Here is a 16,846-nt window from a genome sequence, read left to right as displayed (position 1 = left end):
CTCCTCACCGCGCCTGGACCGACAGGCGCTCGACGATCACCGCATCGCCGCTGTCCTTTGCCGCCGGCGCGACCCTCGCCCAGCTGTTCCAGCCCAAGCGCGGCGGATCGCCTACCTGTCCGAGCTGGCAGAAGGGGACGTCCTCCTTTTTCAGGATGGCCTGTATGTCGAATTCGAGTGCGGCGCCGACATAGAGCCGCGTCAGGGCGAAGAGCTCGGTGATGGCGCGGCCGCCCGGCGCGAGCTGCAGGTAATCGGCATAGCCGAGCGGACCGATGACGATGCGAAAGCCGCCGCTGAAATCGTGGATGGCTGCACCCGCCGTCGCATTGATCCCAAGCTGGACGCCCTGCGGCTGGCCCATGCGGCTGCGCTCCTCCACCGGGATGGTCAGCCAGCGGCCGCGGAACAATTCGATCTCCACCGGCAGGCCGCTGAATTCGCGCAGCATGGCGCGCAGATTGGAAGCATTGCGGTTGCGCGCGGCGAAAAAGCCGGAGAAACGCAGGATCAGCTCTTCGTCGACGCCGCTCTTTTCGACGAGACGCTTGGTGCCGAAACCGGTGAGCGACAGGAGCGTGGTGACGAAGGCGTTGTTTGCCCACGTGCCGCCCCAGCGCAGCCGCCGGGCGATGCGGTATTTCTCGCAGGCGTCGGTGAAGAGTTCCGCCATCCGCGCACCGAACAGGTCGAAAAAGCCGGCCAGCGCCCGTGACCTGTTGCGCTCCTCGCGCATGACAAGTTCGTTATAGGCCGACGGCATCGAGCCGAGCGCGCCGACGAGACCGGCAAGCGCGCTGCGGATGACGGCCCGGCCGGCCTTGCGGCTGTATCCGCTGACCGCAAGCGGCGCCGGCGAGACGCCGACATGGGCGGCGACATCGAGCCGCCCTTCCTCCACCGAAGCCTGCGCAACACGGAAAGCCGTCACCGGCTCGAAGCGGCCGGGGTCGCGTTCGAGCAGATCGGCAAGGGCGTCTGGTTGGCGGGCGACGGGGAGATCCATGATTTGAGAGCGATCCTTCCTCAGAGCAGCGGGCGTTCGGCGGCGCGTGCCGGCCATCGGGCGATCGGCCTCGACTGCCCCTTCATCCCGATGGTCAGCCGGGTGAAGCTGTTGACCGAGGTATAGAGACTGAAGAAACGGTCGAGCACGCTGCCGAACAGGAAGGCCGAGGGCCGGTCGATGGCGGCCGGATCGAATTCGAGCGCGATCTCGGTACCGGGCACCATGCCGCCGCTGCCGAGACGGGCGGTCGAGTTGCCCGCCTTGATCCGGACGAGCGCATCGCCGAACTGCTTGGTCTCGGGACTGTCCCGGAAGGCGTAGAGCGACAGGATGTCCTTCAGCGCCGCGCCGTCATTGTCGAAGAGCGACAGGTGATTGAGAATGAGATGCGACATCAGCCGCCAGTTTCGGCCCTCCTGATCGTTCATCCTGACCGACGGCGTCGGCGGGATCAGCGCTTCGACACTTGCGACCGCTTCATGGCCGGAGGCGAGCTGCAGGAAAGGATGGCCGCCGCCGAAGGGGAGCTGTTCCGGCAGGTCGCGATTGAGGCAGAGCGTATCGACGCTCGCGACCGCATCGACGGGACCGGCGGAGCGGCGCTGGCGATCGACGAAGGCGACGTCCATGTCGCTGGTCCTGTCGTCTTCGTCGAAACGGCGATAGGCCTGCCAATAGGTCGGGCTCGCGCCTGCCCGTTGCGAGCGTCCGAAGAACGGCTGGCAGAATTCCTCCTGGCCGCGCGATCCGGTCAGGAGAACGCGATCGATCGAATAGATCTCGCGGGTCTTCTGGCGCCGCGCGTCCGGCAGGAGACGGTATTCGGTGCGGGTGCCGTCGATGGCAATCGGCTCGCAGACCTGGCGGAAGAGGTTGACGACAGGCGTCGCATTGAGCGCGAAGTCGCGGACCGACACCGCTCGCTCGAGCTTGGCGTCGCTGTCCCTCAGGTAGACGAAGAGCTCCAGCGTCTCGCCGCGCCAGCCATCGAGCCCTTCGATGTCGAGAAAAAGAAACTTCCGTGGCAGAGCGAAAAATTCGGTCAGCAGCCGGTAGCCGACAAAGCTCGGCGCCGGATAGGGCAGCATGGCCTCTTCGGGCTCGAAGCCGACCGGTTTGAGATTCCCCGCCGGCAGGAAGACCGGCGACCGGTCGTCCGCATGTTTGGCAAGCGCAATGCCGAGCGTGTGATTGGCAAGCAGTTCGTAGATCGCCACCGCCTGTTGCCAGGGGGAGGGAATGTGCAGGCGCAGCCGGTTCACGCCGAGGCTGCCAAGGGGCTTTTGGGCATCGAGAGAGCGGATGGAGAGCCTGAGGCAGCCGGCAACGCCGGCATAGGGCGAAAGCGGCGCATTGATCGGCTGGCCGGAAAGTGCTGCACCGGTGATCTCGATCGGCGCCATCTCGACATCCTGCGTGGTGCGGAAACGGCAGGCCTCCCCTCGCACTGGCTCGGCCAGGATTTCCGTATGACGCGGCACTGTCTGGACCGAGGCGAGCGTGTCGCTCGGTCGGAACCTGACGATGCTCATCGAGGGCAGCGGCGAGAGATAATGGGGATAGAGCGTTTCGAGCAGGCTGTCGGTCAGTTCGGGAAACTCGTCGTCCAGCTTCTGGCGGACCCGGGCGGCCGAATAGGCGAAACTCTGGATCAGGCGCTCCACATGCGGGTCGTCGGCGACGTCTCCCGTCATGCGCAGGCGGCCGGCGATCTTCGGGAAGGCATCGGCAAAACGTGCGGCCCGGCGGCGCAGCGCCAGCAACTCCTCATTGTAACGGTGCAGAAAACCTTCAGCCATGCGCCGCCTCCACGAGGAAGCGCTGGGTCGAGGGATCGATGGTCGACTCGAAGCTGATCGGCGGCATGCCTTCATGCAGACGGAAGGTCGCCTGGATGCGCATGCGCAGCGCTCGTTCGGTCATCGTCCGGCTCTTGAGGATCGTCACCCTGACATCGGAAAGGCGCGTTTCGAAAAGCGCGATCCGCCGCTCGATCGCTTGCGCCAGCTTGAGCTTGGCCTGGTCGGTCATCAGATTTGCCGAGACGACGCCGTCGACGCCATAGCTCACCAGGGCGTCCTTGAGTTCGGAAAGTGCCGTCGGCGGCGTGGTCGGGCAGCGCCGCGTGTTGAGCAGCGCTTCGAGATCGCGGCGGATCGCCTCCCTGACGTCGCGGACCTGATCGACGAGGCTCATCGGCGGATCGACGGCGCGATCCGGAGCCTCGTCGATCAACCTGTCGAGGATCGAGCGGGCAAGGACGCGGTCGCGCAGCCGGTAGCGTTCGAGCGGATCAACCATGCGCAACCTGCCTGCCGGCAGCCGTTGCCGGCACGATCTCCAGACTTTGGGTGTCATGGAAGGAAACCAGTTCGTCGCCGGCGAGGTAGCAGCGCTGGCCGCGGCCGGTGGTGATGCCCGTGGGTTCCTCGATCCATTCGGTCTCACGGCCAAGCCTGAGCGTCGCATCCTTGCCGGTGCCATGATAAACCGCAGGCAGAAGCACCGACGCGGCCGCGCCGTCGATCAGCGAGAGCTCGGCGCGGCGGAAGGCGAGATCCCGCGGACGGGCAATTGGCTCTATCGACAGAGCTGCGATCTTGGCGAAATCGATCCAGAGATAGGCGCCGCCGGTCATGATGACTTCGAGAGCGTGCGGCGTGCGGTCGTCGAGATCGCGGAAATCAGAGACCGCCCTGCCGTTCCAGATCAGTGGGCGCTCGCCCCTCAGGTTCTCGAGCGCAGCGAGCGCGGTCCTCGCCTCATCCGCATCCCCGCCGCGATGGGCGATGCCGAGGCGGACGGCGAGCTTGTCGAGCTCGCTCGGCCCCTGCGGAAATTCCGGCAGGGCGCTGCTCGTAAACCAGGCGTCACGCGCCGCCATTGCCCGAAGCTCATTGCGCAGCAAGGCGAACCCCATCGTCGTGTCGGGAGAGAGGGTGGCCGCAAGGCTGCACTGATTGTCCGCCCGCTGATAATCACCGGCAAGCACGAGAAGGTCGATATAGAGATGCCGCGCCTCCTGATCCGAGGGCTTGACCTTCAGATGCGCCTTGACCTCCTCGATCGCGTCATCGAGGGCGTCGTCGCTGAGCGATTGGGCGATGCTGGCGGAAAGCGTCATGCGGACATCCTCTCGGGTATGACAATGGGGCGGCTCGGGGTCTGGCCGGTGGTCGCGGTCTCGGCGATGAGATGGAAGCTGGTGGCAACGTCATCGAGCTGGAAATGCGGCTGCAGCCGGACGGTGCAGGAGAAGCTGCCGGGCTTGCCCGGAATCTCGGCGACGCTGATGCCGGCCGAGCGCAGGGGAAAACGGGTGCGCAGCGCGATGTCGGCGTCGTCGTTGCCGAGCGTATAGGCGGTCAGCCAGTCCGCCAGCTTCCGCTCGATCGAGATCGCATCCGAAAGCTGGCCGATTTCGTCGCGCATGATGACCTTGAGATAATGCGAGAAGCGCGACGCGCAGAGCACATATTGCAGCATGGCGGCGAGGCGGGCGTTCTGGCGGGCATGTTCGTTGGAATAGTGCGGCGGCGCATGCAGCGACTGATTGGAATTGAAAATCGCCGAAGCGGAGAGATAGGTGGTGGCGGCGGGGATGATGCCGAGATCGCAAAGCTGCTGCTCCTGGCCGCTGGTCAGTTGGATTTCCACCGGCGGCTGGGCTGATAGTCCGTTGCTTTCGGTGCCAAAATCATAAGGCGGCAGGTCGGCTGCACTCAGCAGGCCGCCGTCGACAGCATCCTGCGTGACGCCGCGGATATCCGCGAACCAGCCTGAGACGATGAAATTTCGGATGACGACAGTGGCAAAGGCGAAAGCGGCATTGCCCCACAGAAGCGAACTGCCGTCGGCGGCGATGCTTTCGCGGAAGGGAAAGCCGTCGTTGCGATCGCGCGCATGAGGCGTCAGCGGCGAGCGCATCAGGATGCGCGGTGCGACAAGCCCGAGGAAACGCGAATCCTCCCGTGCACGCAGACCGTTCCAGCGGATGCGGGCCGTCTCATGGGCAAGCCAGGAAAAGTCGTTGACCCGGTTCAACTCGTGAAAGTCTTCAAGCCCGATCGCCTGCGGCGCTGCACCCGCAATAAAGGGGCAGAAGGCGGCCGCCGCCACCATGCCGATCTGCGACAGCGTGCCGACCGGATCGCCACCGGCCGGGTCGGCGGGAGAAAGATGATAGTCGCCGACCAGCAGGCCGAAGGGCTCGCCGCCCGCCATGCCGAACTCGCGGCTATAGATCAGTTCAAAGAGATGGCTTTGGTCGAAATCGCTGGCACGCTCCATGCTTCGCGCGAGCTCGCTCCAGCTGACGCTGAGAAGCTTGACCTTCACCTCGCCGCTGCGGCTTGCCTCGCGCACGAGCATGGCAAGGCCTCGCCATCTCGCCTCCATCGCCTGAAAATCGGGATGGTGGAGGATGGCATTGACTTGCCTGTTCAGCGCTTCGTCGATCAGCGTAATCAGCTGATCCGCCCGGCGCCGCCATTCAGTGCTGGAACCCATCGTCAACCTGACACAGATGTTCGAACGCAAGGGTCAGGCGCGGCGGCGAACCCACCACGCCCGACCCTGCTTTCATCAGTTCTTCGAGGGAATCCGGGCGACCATGCGCAGCGAGGTGGTCAATTCCTCCATCTGCAACCACGGACGCATCCAGGCCACGGCATTGTAAGCGCCCGGCCTGCCGGGGATCTCCTGTACGGTGACCTTTGCCTCGCGCAGCGGATATTTCGCCCGCGATTCCTCGCCGGCGTCGTCATTGGCATTGACATAGTTGGAGATCCAGCGATTGAGCCAGGCCTCGCAATCTTCCGCCTCCATGAAGGAGCCGATCTTATCGCGGCCCATCACTTTGAGATAATGGGCAAAGCGCGAGGTCGCCATCATATAGGGCAGACGGGCTGAAACGGCGGCATTGGCTGTTGCTTCGGGCCGGTCGTAGAGCTTCGGCTTATGCGCGGTCTGCGCCCCGAAGAACACGGCATAGTCCGTATTCTTGTAGTGGCAGAGCGGCAGGAAGCCGAGCTTGCCGAGCTCGGCGTCGCGGCGGTCGGTGATGCCGACTTCCGTCGGGCATTTCAGGTCCAGATCGCCGTCGTCGCTCGAGAAGATATGCATCGGCAACCCTTCGACCTTGCCGCCGTTTTCCGCCCCTCGGATGGCGGTGCACCAGCCGTTCTTGGCGAAGGCTTCGGTCAGACGCGTGCCCATCACATAGGCTGCGTTCATCCAGCAGTAGGAATCGTGCGACAGTTCGCCGGTCTTGGAGCCGCCGGTTTCATCGAAGTTGAACTCTTCGATGGGGCTGGTCTTCGGGCCGTAGGGCATGCGGGCGAGCACGCGCGGCATGGCGAGCGTCACGAAGCGTGAATCGTCGCTGTCGCGCAGGCTGCGCCACTTGGCGTATTCCACCGTCTCGAAGATCTTCTCGAGATCGCGGGGTTTGGCCAGTTCGCGGAAATCCTCGAAGCCGAACATACGCGGGCTGGCGGCCGAGATGAACGGCGCGAAAGCGGCTGCGGCGATCATCGAGACGCCCTGCAGAAGCTGGACGTCGTCGAAGGAATTGTCGAATTCGTAGTCGCCGATCAGCGCGCCCATCGGTTCGCCGCCGGGTGTGCCGAACTCGTCTTCATAGACCGACTTGAAGAGCCGCGACTGGTCGAACTCGACGGCCTTTGCCAGATCCTTGGCGACATCGCGCTTGGATGCGTTGAGCACGCGGATCTTCAGATTGGCGCTGGTCTCGGTGTTCTTGACGAGATAATTCAAGCCGCGCCAGGCGCCTTCGAGTTTGGTGAACTCGGGCGACTGCATGATGGCCGCGAGCTGGCTTGAAATCGCCTTGTCGATCTCGGCAATGGCATTGTTCAGTGTGATCGTCAGGTTGCGATCATAGCTGACCGTACCCTTCAGGGCTTGATCGGTCAGCGTGCGCAGAAGGTCCTGGGCACGGTCGGGCTCGGTCTGGCGGGTTGCCGCAACGACCTTCGAGAGCAGGTTCTCATCAGGCGCGAACCCGGCTTCTTCCTTTGTTTGCAATTGCGTTTCGGCGGTCATCTATCGATCCTTTTTGCGAAAGCGGCGGCCCTCGAAGCATGAGGGGTTCCCTTCGAGAGGGGCGGCTGCCGGACAACGACTTTTCAGGAATTGAACGCGCGGGCCGCTATCGGTCCGCGATCCCAGGCACTCAGTTCAACACGTCCTTCGCCTCTTCGGCTTTGCCGCCGCCAAGCTGGGCCACCAGCTGCGAGAGATCGGCCTTGTTCTGCAGGATATCCTCGAGCAGGCGCTCGAGTTCCTCGGAGCGGTCCGCCTTGCTCATCAGGTCGCGCAGCTGGTTGCGGGCGTTGAGCAGGGCCTTCAGCGCCGGTACCTGATCGACGACAGAGCCGGGTTCGAAATCGGCCATGCTTTCGAATTTCAGCGAAACCGGAATCTCGGTTCCATCTTTCTCGAGGGTGTTCTCGACCGACAGGGTGAGGCCTGGCGTCATGCGGCGCATGACGTCATCGAAGTTGTCGCGGTCGATCTGCACGAATTTGCGCTCGCCGAAAGGCTTGAGCGCCTGCGTGGGATTGCCGGAGAAGTCGCCGAGCACGCCGACGACGAAAGGCAGTTCCTTCACCACCATCGCGCCTTCGGTTTCGACTTCGTATTTGATGTGGACCCGCGGCTTGCGAACCCGTTCCAGTTTTTCATGCACACTTGCCATCGAGATTCTCCTTCGTCTCATCGGCGGATTGTCAATTGAGATGCTGCGGCCTGCCGCTAGCCTCCCTTGTCGGTGACGGGCTGGATGCCGGCTGCCGTCAGCACCGCGTTGCGGGTGTGTTGTTCGGGCAGCAGTTCGGCAAGAAGCTCGAAAAAGTCCATGCGGCCGCGACGCACCAGCGTCTCGATCGACATGGAGATCGGTGAATGGGGCTCGGTACGGCGGAAATAGCGGGCAACGGCGATCAGAAGTTCGAAGGCCTCTTCCCGCGAACGAATCGTCTCGGCGCTGACCGGTGGCATGCGAATGGCCTCGGCTTCGGTGCCATTGCTTGCCTGCAACGGCTCGGATCCCTGCGGGACAAGGGCTTCAGGAGCGGTGAGCGGCTCTTCGATCCCGGCGAGCATCCGGATTGCAGAAGCGGCCTCCTGCAAAACATTGCGTGTATTCGAACTCGGTGGCGCCTGGTCGCCGCAGTGTCTGTCAAGTATTTCGACCATGCGATCGAAAGCGGCGATGCACTCGGTCAGCACGCCGAGATGGGCTGACATCTGAGCGACACCGGCTTCTGCCGCCGCCTGCTGCAATTCCTTGCGCCGTTCGGCTTCGTTCGGCCGCTGTGCAAGCTGAAAATCCCAAAGCGAAAACTGGGCGAACTTTCCGCCGGGGATCAACGATGTCAAACGAATAGCCTGGATCAGCGTTCCTTCGCCGCCGACGCCGTTCAGGCCCGCGAAGGGCGCGAACCGTTCCTCGATATCGCCGTCTCCGATCGAATGCAAAGCGTCGAAATACTTGTCCAAAAGCGACACGGTTGCGACGTAAACGTCATGCAATCCTGAGAAGCCGCGCAGCCGTAACTGCGCTTCCGCCAGCCAGGCCAATACTTCGATGTCCTTGCTTCTGGAAGAAAGGATCTGCAATCAAAGATTGCTAACATCATGCCAGGCAGGTGCAAGCGCAATAGTGTCGCCTGGAGAAATACTACGTTCGGCTGTACGCGCGGCGTTTCTCGCGTCCTTAATTCTATAGTATATTTCACGTGATGAAGTATTAATCCGAACGTTTTCTCCGCACGGATGATTTTGTTCAAATGGATCTATAATTTCGCGAACGTTCACGCGGTTAAATTCCTCAAAAAGCAGAGCATACTGCGAAGAACGGTCATTTTGGGCGGCTCATATTGGCTTGTCAACCATCGAAGGATGATGACGGATTTATGACGACTTTCGATATGCTCGTTTTTCAAAATAGAGTCGTTTTTCTTCTGGACAAGGGTTTATGAGCGCCCTAGTTGTTTCTTCGCGTTAGGAGAGCATACTGAATTTCGACGTAAACACAGGACTGGTGGATGTCCCATATCGATCTCAATCGTCTGATAAGAACGCTTGAGCCCAATTTACGTGTCGGTCTTGAGACAGCGGCTTCGCTTGCCGTACGGCATCAGCACGCCGTCGTCGATATCGCCCACTGGCTTCGCTCCCTTCTTGATATCGCAGGATTTTCTGCCGTTTTCGAAGAGCTCAAGCTCTCCTCCGAAATGCTGAGGACAGAGCTCGACGCGGCGATCGCCGACATGCCGCGGGAGGATGGCGCCTCGCTCGCGCTCTCTCCGAACCTGCTTGCCCTTGGGAGGGAATCCTTTCTGGTTGCATCGCTGCAATGCGGGCGGAATGTCGTGCTGCTGGCCGATCTGCTGGCCGCGCTGATCAATGATTCGACATTGCGGGCCGTGATGCGGGGCATTGCCCCATCGATGCGCAATCTCGACAGGGCGACGCTCGACAGGTTGCTGGAGAAAGCGTCGTCCGGTTCGTCGGAACCGCTTTCCATGCCCGCCACCCCGTCTCCGAACCTCTCTGGGGACAATGAATTCCTGCGGCTCTACACCCACGACATGACGGCGGATGCCCGCGCCGGCCGGATCGACCCGGTCATCGGCCGTGATGGCGAATTGCGGCAGTTGATCGATATCCTGATGCGCCGGCGCCAGAACAATCCGATCCTGGTCGGCGAGGCGGGAGTCGGCAAGACCGCGGTGGCCGAAGCGCTTGCCCTGGAGATCGCCGCCGGCAACGTGCCGACCCGGTTGAAGGACGTGAAGCTGCTGCTGCTGGACCTGAGCCTGCTGCAGGCTGGCGCCGGCGTCAAAGGCGAGTTCGAACGGCGCTTGCATGGCGTGGTCGATGCGGTGAAGACCTCGCCCGAGCCGATCATCCTGTTCATAGACGAGGCGCATGGGCTGATCGGCGCCGGCGGGCAGGCGGGACAGGGTGATGCCGCCAATATCCTGAAGCCCGCTTTGGCGCGGGGAGAACTGCGGACGATCGCGGCGACGACCTGGGGTGAATACAAGCGCTTCATCGAAAAGGATGCCGCACTCACCCGCCGCTTCCAGACAGTGCATGTCCGCGAGCCGGACGAAGAAGCCGCAATCCGCATGCTGCGCGGCGTGGCGGAAGGCCTGAAAACCCATCACAAGGTCCGCATCCGCGACGAGGCGATCATCGCCGCCGTCCGGCTTTCGGCGCGATATCTGCCGGACCGGCAGCTTCCCGACAAGGCGATCAGCCTGATCGACACGGCCGCTGCTGCGGTGGCGCTGGCGCGCCAGACGACGCCGGAGGCGCTGAAGTTGCTCGCCGACGAGCGCGATCTTCTGGAAACCGAGGCGAACTGGCTCGCACGCGAACCGGAGACGCCGGAAAAGCGCGCCCGGCTTGAGGAGATCGCCGGCAAGCAGAAGCAGATCGTTCTGGAGATCGAGACGCTCCAGTCGAAATTCGACGAAGAAAACCGGCTCGTCCGGGAAGCGGACCGGCTGGAGGAGTTCTTCTCGCCCGACGACGCCGTCGTCCCGCTGGCGCCGGCCGACAAGACGGGCGACGGCACGAATGTCGCGCCTTTCCCATCGCAAGCCATGACCGCGGAAAGCGCACGCGCCGCACTTGCCGTCACGGAACGCAGCCTGGCGGCAGTCGTGGATCAAACGCCGCTGCTACCGCGCGTCGTCGACAAGGAAATCGTTGCCGCCGTCGTCGCTCGCTGGACCGGCATTCCGGTCGGCAAGCTGCTGTCGGACCAGATCGAGACCGTCAAGACGCTCGATGCCCGCCTGAAGGAGCGAGTGCTTGGCCAGGACGCGGCGATCGAGCGCATCGCATCAGCGATGCGGGCGGCCCGCGCCGGGCTTTCCGATCCGCGCCGGCCGCCGGCCGTCTTCCTGCTGGTCGGCATGTCCGGCACCGGCAAGACCGAAACCGCGCTTTCGCTCGCCGACATGCTGTATGGCGGCAGCCGGTACCTCACGACCATCAACATGTCCGAATTCAAGGAGGAGCATAAGATTTCCATGCTCCTCGGCTCGCCGCCCGGTTATGTCGGGTACGGCGAAGGCGGCGTGCTCACCGAGGCGGTGAGGCGCAGGCCCTATGGGGTGCTGCTGCTCGACGAGATCGACAAGGCGCATCCGGGCGTTCAGGAAATCTTCTACCAGGTGTTCGACAAGGGAACCCTGCGCGACGGCGAAGGCCGGGACATCGACTTCAAGAACACCACCATCGTCATGACGGCGAATACCGGTTCGGAGATGATCGCCGCACTGGCCGCCGACCCCGACACGATGCCCGAGGCCGACGCGCTCGAAGCGCTGCTGACGCCGGAATTGCAGAAGCATTTCAAGCCGGCCTTCCTGGGCCGTACGACCGTGCTGCCCTTCATGCCGCTCGGCAACCAGACCCTCTCGGGCATCGTCGATATCCAGATCGGCCGCATCCGCGAGCGGGTCGAGGCCACCTACGGGACCAGGCTTTCACTCTCGCCGGGAGCCCGCGACGCGCTGATTTCGCGCGCCCGCGCCAGCGAGGTGGGCGCCCGCGCGATCGAGGTCATGATTGCCCGCGACCTCTTGCCTGATCTTTCGACATTTTTCCTCGATGCCGTTGGCCAGGGGAAGAAAATTCACGGGGTCACCATCGGTTACGACGGCCACCGTTTCGGCCTCGATGCCGAAGAGGCCGCCCCGCAGGAATTCGACACGCCGGGGGAAAACCGGTTGTCGGATGAAGTAGCCCCGAGCCGCAAGCGCACTCGGGGAGCAGCGAGAAGAAAGGCAACTACGCCTTAGACGCAACTAGGCACTCAACCGCCAATAGGAGAGCTGACAGCATGCCGATTTATCTTCAGATCGACGGTATCCAGGGGGATGCGACCCACGAGCAGCATCGCAAGTGGATGGACATCGAAGCCATTCACTGGAACGTCGCCCGCAACATGAACACCTCCGCCGGTTCGGCGGCAAACCGCGAAGCTTCCGAGCCGACCGTTTCGGAAGTGATCCTCACCAAGGTCAGCGACTCCTCGTCGACCAAGCTCTTCCAGGAGGCCTGCTCGGGCCGCACCGGCAAGCGCTCCGTCATCCATCTCGTCACCACGGGCAACCCCGGCGACACTTACATCGAGTATTCCCTCGAGAACACGCTGATCGCCAGCTACTCGATCGATTCCAACGGTGACCGCCCGGTCGAGACGATCAAGCTGAACTTCACCAAGATGGAAGTGAAGTACACGCCTTACGACGACAAGCACTCGCCGCAGTCGCCGATGATCGCCTCTTACGATCTCGCGACCACCAAGGCCGCCTGAGGCTTCTCAACATCGGCAGTGCCAGCCTTGTTGCTGGCACTGCAGCCGACGTTTCGAGCGCCTTTTCCATCACAGGGAAGGGCGCTGAAATAGGCTGTTTTCGCAGATGAATTGAGAGACATCCTTGCGCTTTAGACAATGGAGATGATCGTGTCGGCTGCAACTGAGCGTTTGAACGATATTCTTGTAGATTTGCCCAAATACAAATCCCAATGGGAGACGAATGTCGCCAATCCCTATGTGCGGGCTTACGATCTCGCCGTCGACAATTACCAGAAGACCACGAAAGCCCAGGAAGCCCGCGACCGGATGCTGGCCGAGCTCTTCGTGTTTTCCGCTTCGGTCCTGACGGGCAGCATCATGATGGCCGCCTTTGCCACGACCTCGGTGCGTGTGCTGGCGGGGCGCACGGCGCTTCGGGTGATCTGCAACAACAATCTCAACCGCACCTTCGACCTGATGCATGCCGCGGCCAACAGCAAGCCGGTGATGTTTGCGCTCGGCGGCGTGCTCGACGAGGCCAAGAAGCTCGCCAACAAGCAGGTGACCAGCGCTGCGGAAAAGCTGACGAGCAGCGCGCCGATCGCTTCCGCGCCGACCGCCCTCAATTTCATGACGCGGATCGCCGATTTCATCGATACCAACCACATCTGCGTGCATGATTTCGTCAGGGGCGTGCAACAGGACAATTCGATCAGCGAGGCCAACAAATCCAGGCTTGCCGATCTGGTCGGCAAGACGCCGTTCTGCAATCCGCCGGAGAGCCGGCGCGTCGACGAAAACCGGCTGTCCCAGAAGATGGAGCTCTTGTTCTACATGAGCGCGGTTCTGGATTCCGACAAGCTGGTGACCTATGTGCCGGCCACCGGCGGTACTGTCGGTGGCATGGGCCGGGATATCGAATACAGCAAGAACGCCATTCCGCAGATGCCCTCGGCATCGGATTATCCGAAGGCCACTTCGCCCCGCTTTATCGGCCGGCCGCTCCAGCCTTTCGAACCCGGTCAGCGTGTCGAATACGACAATATCGGATCGGTCGTACGGGATCGCATCAACACGCTCAGCCGTCTTACCGGCAATTCATCCTTCTATCCCGAGCAGAATTTTGCCGAAAAGCTTCTGATAGACCCCACAGGCCGCGCCCAACTGGCGAAGGCGGAGCAGATCATCAACCGACTTTCCACCGACGCGCGGCCCAAGCAGCTCACCGACGTCAGGATGATCTGAGGGGTGTCGATGCTGTTGACGGATCTCCTGAAGCCGCACGGATTGATGGGGCGCATGCGCTGGCCGCTGGTTGCGGCCGCTCTCGTCTGCGCCATGGCCGTAAGTGCGGCCGGCATGGTCGGTGCCTCTGATACCACCGATCAGTCCCTGCTTCAGATCGAAGAGGTGGCGTCGCGCCTTTCCGGCACGCCTGCCGCTGTCGACAATGTCGCCAAGGCTGCGGCCGATCGGGGCATTTCGGCGACTTCGGATGCGCAGCCGCTGCTTGAAACGGCGGCGCGGTCTTCCTTCAAGGCCGACAGCATGCTGGCCGAAGTTTCGAAGGCCGTCGGTGAGGCCGGCGACGATGCCGTCGATCCGAAAGCCTTCGCCAAAGCGGCAGCGGCTTTGGAAGAGGGGCAGGCGAAGATCGCGCGCATGTACGAAGCGCAGGACCAGACCGCGGCGAAGGATATCGAAACGCGTCTTGCCGACCCGGACAACGGGCCGCGTATCAATCGGCTTGCCGATCTGATGGCCGGCCCGGATCTTGCCGTGGAAACGGCTTTCACCGCCCAGCTCATGTATCTGTCCCTGGAGACCCTCTCCAGCTCCGATGCCGGGACGCTGGCGTCCGCTCCGCAGGACAAGCTGCAATCCGAGATGAAGAGCGTGATCTCGTCGCTGCGTTCGAAAAGCGAGAACGAGAAACCGCTTCCCAAGGACATGGCACGGGCGAATGAAAAGGCGCGGCTGACCTTCGTGCTCGCCACCCTGTCTCCGGAAGACCTGTCGGTGCTGACGGATTTCTATGAAAGCCCCGGTGGAAAGGCCAAGCGCGACGCGCTCATCGAAAGTTACAAGCAGGTCTCCGATCAGGCCAATAGCGAAATGCTGGGGCAGTATTTCCAGGCGCTGGTGGATTACCTCAAGACCCATCCTCGGCCGCAACAGCAGCAGTAATTCGGCTCCCAAGACGGAACGTGATGTTATGGACGATTTGCAATCCCTCGCCGCCGATTTCATCCAGGCGAACCGTATTCTGAAGATCGTCTCGCCGCTCGGCGAGGACCAGCTTCTGCCGGAGCGGGTGACGATCGAGGAAGGCATTTCCTCGCTCTTTGAAATCAAGCTGTCGGCGCGCGCCAAGAAGCCGTCGGTCAAGCCGGAGGAGTTGATCGGCCGGCTGATGGATGTCTCCGTCGAGGTGCAGCAGGGCGAGGATGGCGGCGGCGTGCGCCGGCCGTTCAACGGGCTGGTGACCGAACTCAACGAGGGGCCGCCGATCACCCGCGGCCTCAGATCCTATTCCATGGTGCTGCGCCCGCAGATGTGGCTGCTGTCGCGCCGTTCCGACTGCCGCATCTGGATGGACAAGACCTCGGTCGATATCGTCGAAACGCTGTTTTCCGAGCACGGCATCCCGGCGCCCGATACGTCAGGCGTGATCACGCCACCACCGCCGCAGCATTATTCGGTGCAGTGGAACGAAACCGACCTTGCCTTCCTCACCCGCCGTTTCGAGGAGGACGGACTGTTCTACTGGTTCTCCCATGAGGACGGCAAACACAAGCTGCATGTGGCCGACAGCGCCCGGTCTTGGCTCGGCCCGTCGCCCTCGGCGCAGGGCGAGGGGCAGGTCCGCCTGGCGCAGGGCTCGGCCGACCGCAACCATATCACCGAGTGGAGCCGGCGCTATTCCTATGTGCCGGGGCAGCGGGCCGGTGCCGACTGGAACTTCGAGACGCCGCGCATGGTGCCCGGCACGATGACGCCGTCGCTGGTGCAGATGCCGGAAGCGACCAAGCGCGAGCTCTACGAATACCCGGCCCGCATCTCGTCGGTCGCTGAGGCGGAGCGGGCGGAAAAACTCAGGATGCAGGCCTCCGAAGCCGACCACGACCGGGTCTTCGGCGGCTCCACATCCCGCATCCTGGAGGCGGGGCGCCGCTTCACCCCCTATGAAGTCGCCCATCCCGACCATGCCTATGAGGAGCATGTGGTGGTCAAGGCGGTGCATACCGTCGTCGACCGCTCTTACGAGACGAACAGCAACGAGCCGGAATACACGAACACATTCGAGGCGGTGCCGTCACGGGTGGCGATGACGCCGCACCGCGAGACCAAGCGGCCTCGGATAGAGGGCACGCAAGTGGCAATCGTCGCCGGCCCCTCCGGCGAGGAGATCCATCCCGACCAGTACGGTCGCATCAAGCTGTGGTTCCCCTGGGACCGCAAGGCCAAGAAGGACGGTTCCGACACCTGCTGGGTGCGCGTCAGCCAGGTCTGGGGAGGCGGGACCTGGGGCGCCCAAGTCATCCCGCGCATCGGCATGGAGGTGATGGTCGCCTTCGTCGACGGCGACCCCGACCGGCCACTGGTCACCGGCGTGGTCCCCAATCCCAGCAACGCAGTTCCTTACGACCTGCCGGCCAACAAGACCCGCATGGTCATGCGCTCGAACTCCCATAAGGGCACCGGCTTCAACGAAATGACCTTCGAAGACGAGGCCGGCCAGGAGAACATGTTCTTCCACGCCCAGAAGGACCAGACGACGCGGGTGCTGAACGACCGCACCAAACGCATCGACCGGCACGAGGTTTCGGCGATCGGCGCCAACCGGACGGTCGAAGTGGGCGGCAACCAGAAGCACGAGGTCGGCGGCTCGATGAACACCGTCGTCGGCGGCACCGGGCCGATGGCCATGGCGCTGATGGGGGCGGTCAGCGGTCTCTCCGGGCATACGGCCGGGCTCTTGGCGCAGGCTGGGCAAATTGCAGGCGGCGGTGGGCCGGGGCTCGCGGCCTTTGCCGGCACGCTGGCGTCTTCAGCGCTGGGTTTCCTTGGTGCAGGCGGACTGGGAAGCCGCGAGGGCGTTGTGTCCGGGCCGTCACCGAGAGCGGATGCGGGTACGGCGCTGGCTGGTTCCGGCACGGGTGTCGGCGACGCGGCCTCCAGCCTTTTTCCGCTGCCCGGCATCATGAACACGATTGTCGGCTCGTTCAAATCGGACACGATCGGGATTGCCCGTGCCGAGCAGATCGGCGTGAGCAAGGTGACCAATGTCGGCCAGACATCGCTGGAGAGCGTCGGCAAATTCAAGAAGATCGCCGTCGGCGAGGAATTCGTCATCGAATGTGGCGATTCCAAATTCATCATGAAAGCCAATGGCGAAGTGATCATTCTCGGCAAGACGTTCAACTTCGTCGCCACCGAACACTTCCAGATGCGCGGCAAGCCGATCGATCTGAACTGAGGAGGTTCGC

Annotated in this window: 13 protein-coding genes; 5 read left to right on the top strand and 8 right to left on the bottom strand. The window is 62.9% G+C overall.

The window, feature by feature from the left end:
* Positions 1-4: 4 nt before the first annotated feature.
* The 8 genes from tssG to tssA form a co-directional block, all read right to left on the bottom strand.
* A complete protein-coding gene (tssG, locus tag EEQ99_RS17110) occupies positions 5-1,006 on the bottom strand; it encodes a type VI secretion system baseplate subunit TssG (RefSeq protein WP_097543427.1) in 1,002 nt (333 codons plus the stop codon).
* 20 nt (positions 1,007-1,026) lie between these two features.
* Positions 1,027-2,808, bottom strand: coding sequence for a type VI secretion system baseplate subunit TssF (tssF, locus tag EEQ99_RS17105; protein WP_127430790.1), 1,782 nt, complete (start codon positions 2,806-2,808; stop codon positions 1,027-1,029).
* On the bottom strand, positions 2,801-3,310 hold the full coding sequence (gene tssE, locus EEQ99_RS17100; RefSeq protein ID WP_048338150.1) for a type VI secretion system baseplate subunit TssE: 510 nt from the start codon (positions 3,308-3,310) through the stop codon (positions 2,801-2,803). The genes tssF and tssE overlap by 8 nt, the downstream gene beginning before the upstream one ends.
* Complete coding sequence (locus tag EEQ99_RS17095) at positions 3,303-4,133, bottom strand: type VI secretion system accessory protein TagJ (protein ID WP_127430789.1); 831 nt, start codon at positions 4,131-4,133, stop codon at positions 3,303-3,305. Before EEQ99_RS17095 ends, tssE begins: the two co-directional genes overlap by 8 nt.
* On the bottom strand, positions 4,130-5,518 hold the full coding sequence (tssC, locus tag EEQ99_RS17090; protein WP_127430788.1) for a type VI secretion system contractile sheath large subunit: 1,389 nt from the start codon (positions 5,516-5,518) through the stop codon (positions 4,130-4,132). The genes EEQ99_RS17095 and tssC (EEQ99_RS17090) overlap by 4 nt, the downstream gene beginning before the upstream one ends.
* A 75-nt stretch (positions 5,519-5,593) precedes the next feature.
* Complete coding sequence (gene tssC / locus EEQ99_RS17085; protein WP_047616887.1) at positions 5,594-7,075, bottom strand: type VI secretion system contractile sheath large subunit; 1,482 nt, start codon at positions 7,073-7,075, stop codon at positions 5,594-5,596.
* A gap of 130 nt (positions 7,076-7,205) precedes the next feature.
* Positions 7,206-7,730, bottom strand: coding sequence for a type VI secretion system contractile sheath small subunit (tssB, locus tag EEQ99_RS17080; RefSeq protein ID WP_047616886.1), 525 nt, complete (start codon positions 7,728-7,730; stop codon positions 7,206-7,208).
* Between the two features lie 56 nt (positions 7,731-7,786).
* A complete protein-coding gene (gene tssA / locus EEQ99_RS17075) occupies positions 7,787-8,653 on the bottom strand; it encodes a type VI secretion system protein TssA (protein ID WP_047616885.1) in 867 nt (288 codons plus the stop codon).
* Positions 8,654-9,081: 428 nt separating this feature from the next.
* Between tssA and tssH the strand changes: the two genes are divergently transcribed.
* From tssH to tssI, 5 genes are all read left to right on the top strand, one after another.
* A complete protein-coding gene (gene tssH, locus EEQ99_RS17070) occupies positions 9,082-11,856 on the top strand; it encodes a type VI secretion system ATPase TssH (protein ID WP_127430787.1) in 2,775 nt (924 codons plus the stop codon).
* Between the two features lie 41 nt (positions 11,857-11,897).
* Positions 11,898-12,374 carry an Hcp family type VI secretion system effector gene (locus EEQ99_RS17065; RefSeq protein ID WP_003575677.1) on the top strand — a complete coding sequence of 159 codons (477 nt, stop codon included), beginning with the start codon at positions 11,898-11,900 and terminating at the stop codon, positions 12,372-12,374.
* Positions 12,375-12,524: 150 nt separating this feature from the next.
* Positions 12,525-13,601 (top strand): hypothetical protein, encoded by a 1,077-nt coding sequence (locus tag EEQ99_RS17060; RefSeq protein ID WP_097543428.1) that lies wholly within the window; start codon positions 12,525-12,527, stop codon positions 13,599-13,601.
* Between the two features lie 9 nt (positions 13,602-13,610).
* Positions 13,611-14,543 (top strand): hypothetical protein, encoded by a 933-nt coding sequence (locus EEQ99_RS17055; protein ID WP_244604811.1) that lies wholly within the window; start codon positions 13,611-13,613, stop codon positions 14,541-14,543.
* A gap of 28 nt (positions 14,544-14,571) precedes the next feature.
* The gene (gene tssI / locus EEQ99_RS17050; protein WP_097543398.1) at positions 14,572-16,836 is read left to right on the top strand and encodes a type VI secretion system tip protein TssI/VgrG; all 2,265 of its coding nucleotides are present in this window, start codon (positions 14,572-14,574) and stop codon (positions 16,834-16,836) included.
* The last annotated feature ends 10 nt before the right edge of the window (positions 16,837-16,846 follow it).

Source organism: Rhizobium anhuiense (assembly GCF_003985145.1).
Classification (GTDB): domain Bacteria; phylum Pseudomonadota; class Alphaproteobacteria; order Rhizobiales; family Rhizobiaceae; genus Rhizobium; species Rhizobium anhuiense.
The sequence above is the reverse complement of the archived record's forward strand: the minus strand, read 5'-3'. Positions and strand labels throughout refer to the sequence as shown.

What these genes read in the sequence shown, in the direction of transcription:
- EEQ99_RS17065 (WP_003575677.1), top strand. Translation starts at nt 11,898, where the DNA reads ATGCCGATTTATCTTCAGATCGACGGTATCCAGGGGGATGCGACCCAC.
- tssH (WP_127430787.1), top strand. Translation starts at nt 9,082, where the DNA reads ATGTCCCATATCGATCTCAATCGTCTGATAAGAACGCTTGAGCCCAAT.
- EEQ99_RS17095 (WP_127430789.1), bottom strand. Translation starts at nt 4,133, where the DNA reads ATGACGCTTTCCGCCAGCATCGCCCAATCGCTCAGCGACGACGCCCTC.
- tssF (WP_127430790.1), bottom strand. Translation starts at nt 2,808, where the DNA reads ATGGCTGAAGGTTTTCTGCACCGTTACAATGAGGAGTTGCTGGCGCTG.
- tssB (WP_047616886.1), bottom strand. Translation starts at nt 7,730, where the DNA reads ATGGCAAGTGTGCATGAAAAACTGGAACGGGTTCGCAAGCCGCGGGTC.
- tssC (WP_047616887.1), bottom strand. Translation starts at nt 7,075, where the DNA reads ATGACCGCCGAAACGCAATTGCAAACAAAGGAAGAAGCCGGGTTCGCG.
- EEQ99_RS17055 (WP_244604811.1), top strand. Translation starts at nt 13,611, where the DNA reads ATGCTGTTGACGGATCTCCTGAAGCCGCACGGATTGATGGGGCGCATG.
- tssC (WP_127430788.1), bottom strand. Translation starts at nt 5,518, where the DNA reads ATGGGTTCCAGCACTGAATGGCGGCGCCGGGCGGATCAGCTGATTACG.
- tssI (WP_097543398.1), top strand. Translation starts at nt 14,572, where the DNA reads ATGGACGATTTGCAATCCCTCGCCGCCGATTTCATCCAGGCGAACCGT.
- tssG (WP_097543427.1), bottom strand. Translation starts at nt 1,006, where the DNA reads ATGGATCTCCCCGTCGCCCGCCAACCAGACGCCCTTGCCGATCTGCTC.
- tssE (WP_048338150.1), bottom strand. Translation starts at nt 3,310, where the DNA reads ATGGTTGATCCGCTCGAACGCTACCGGCTGCGCGACCGCGTCCTTGCC.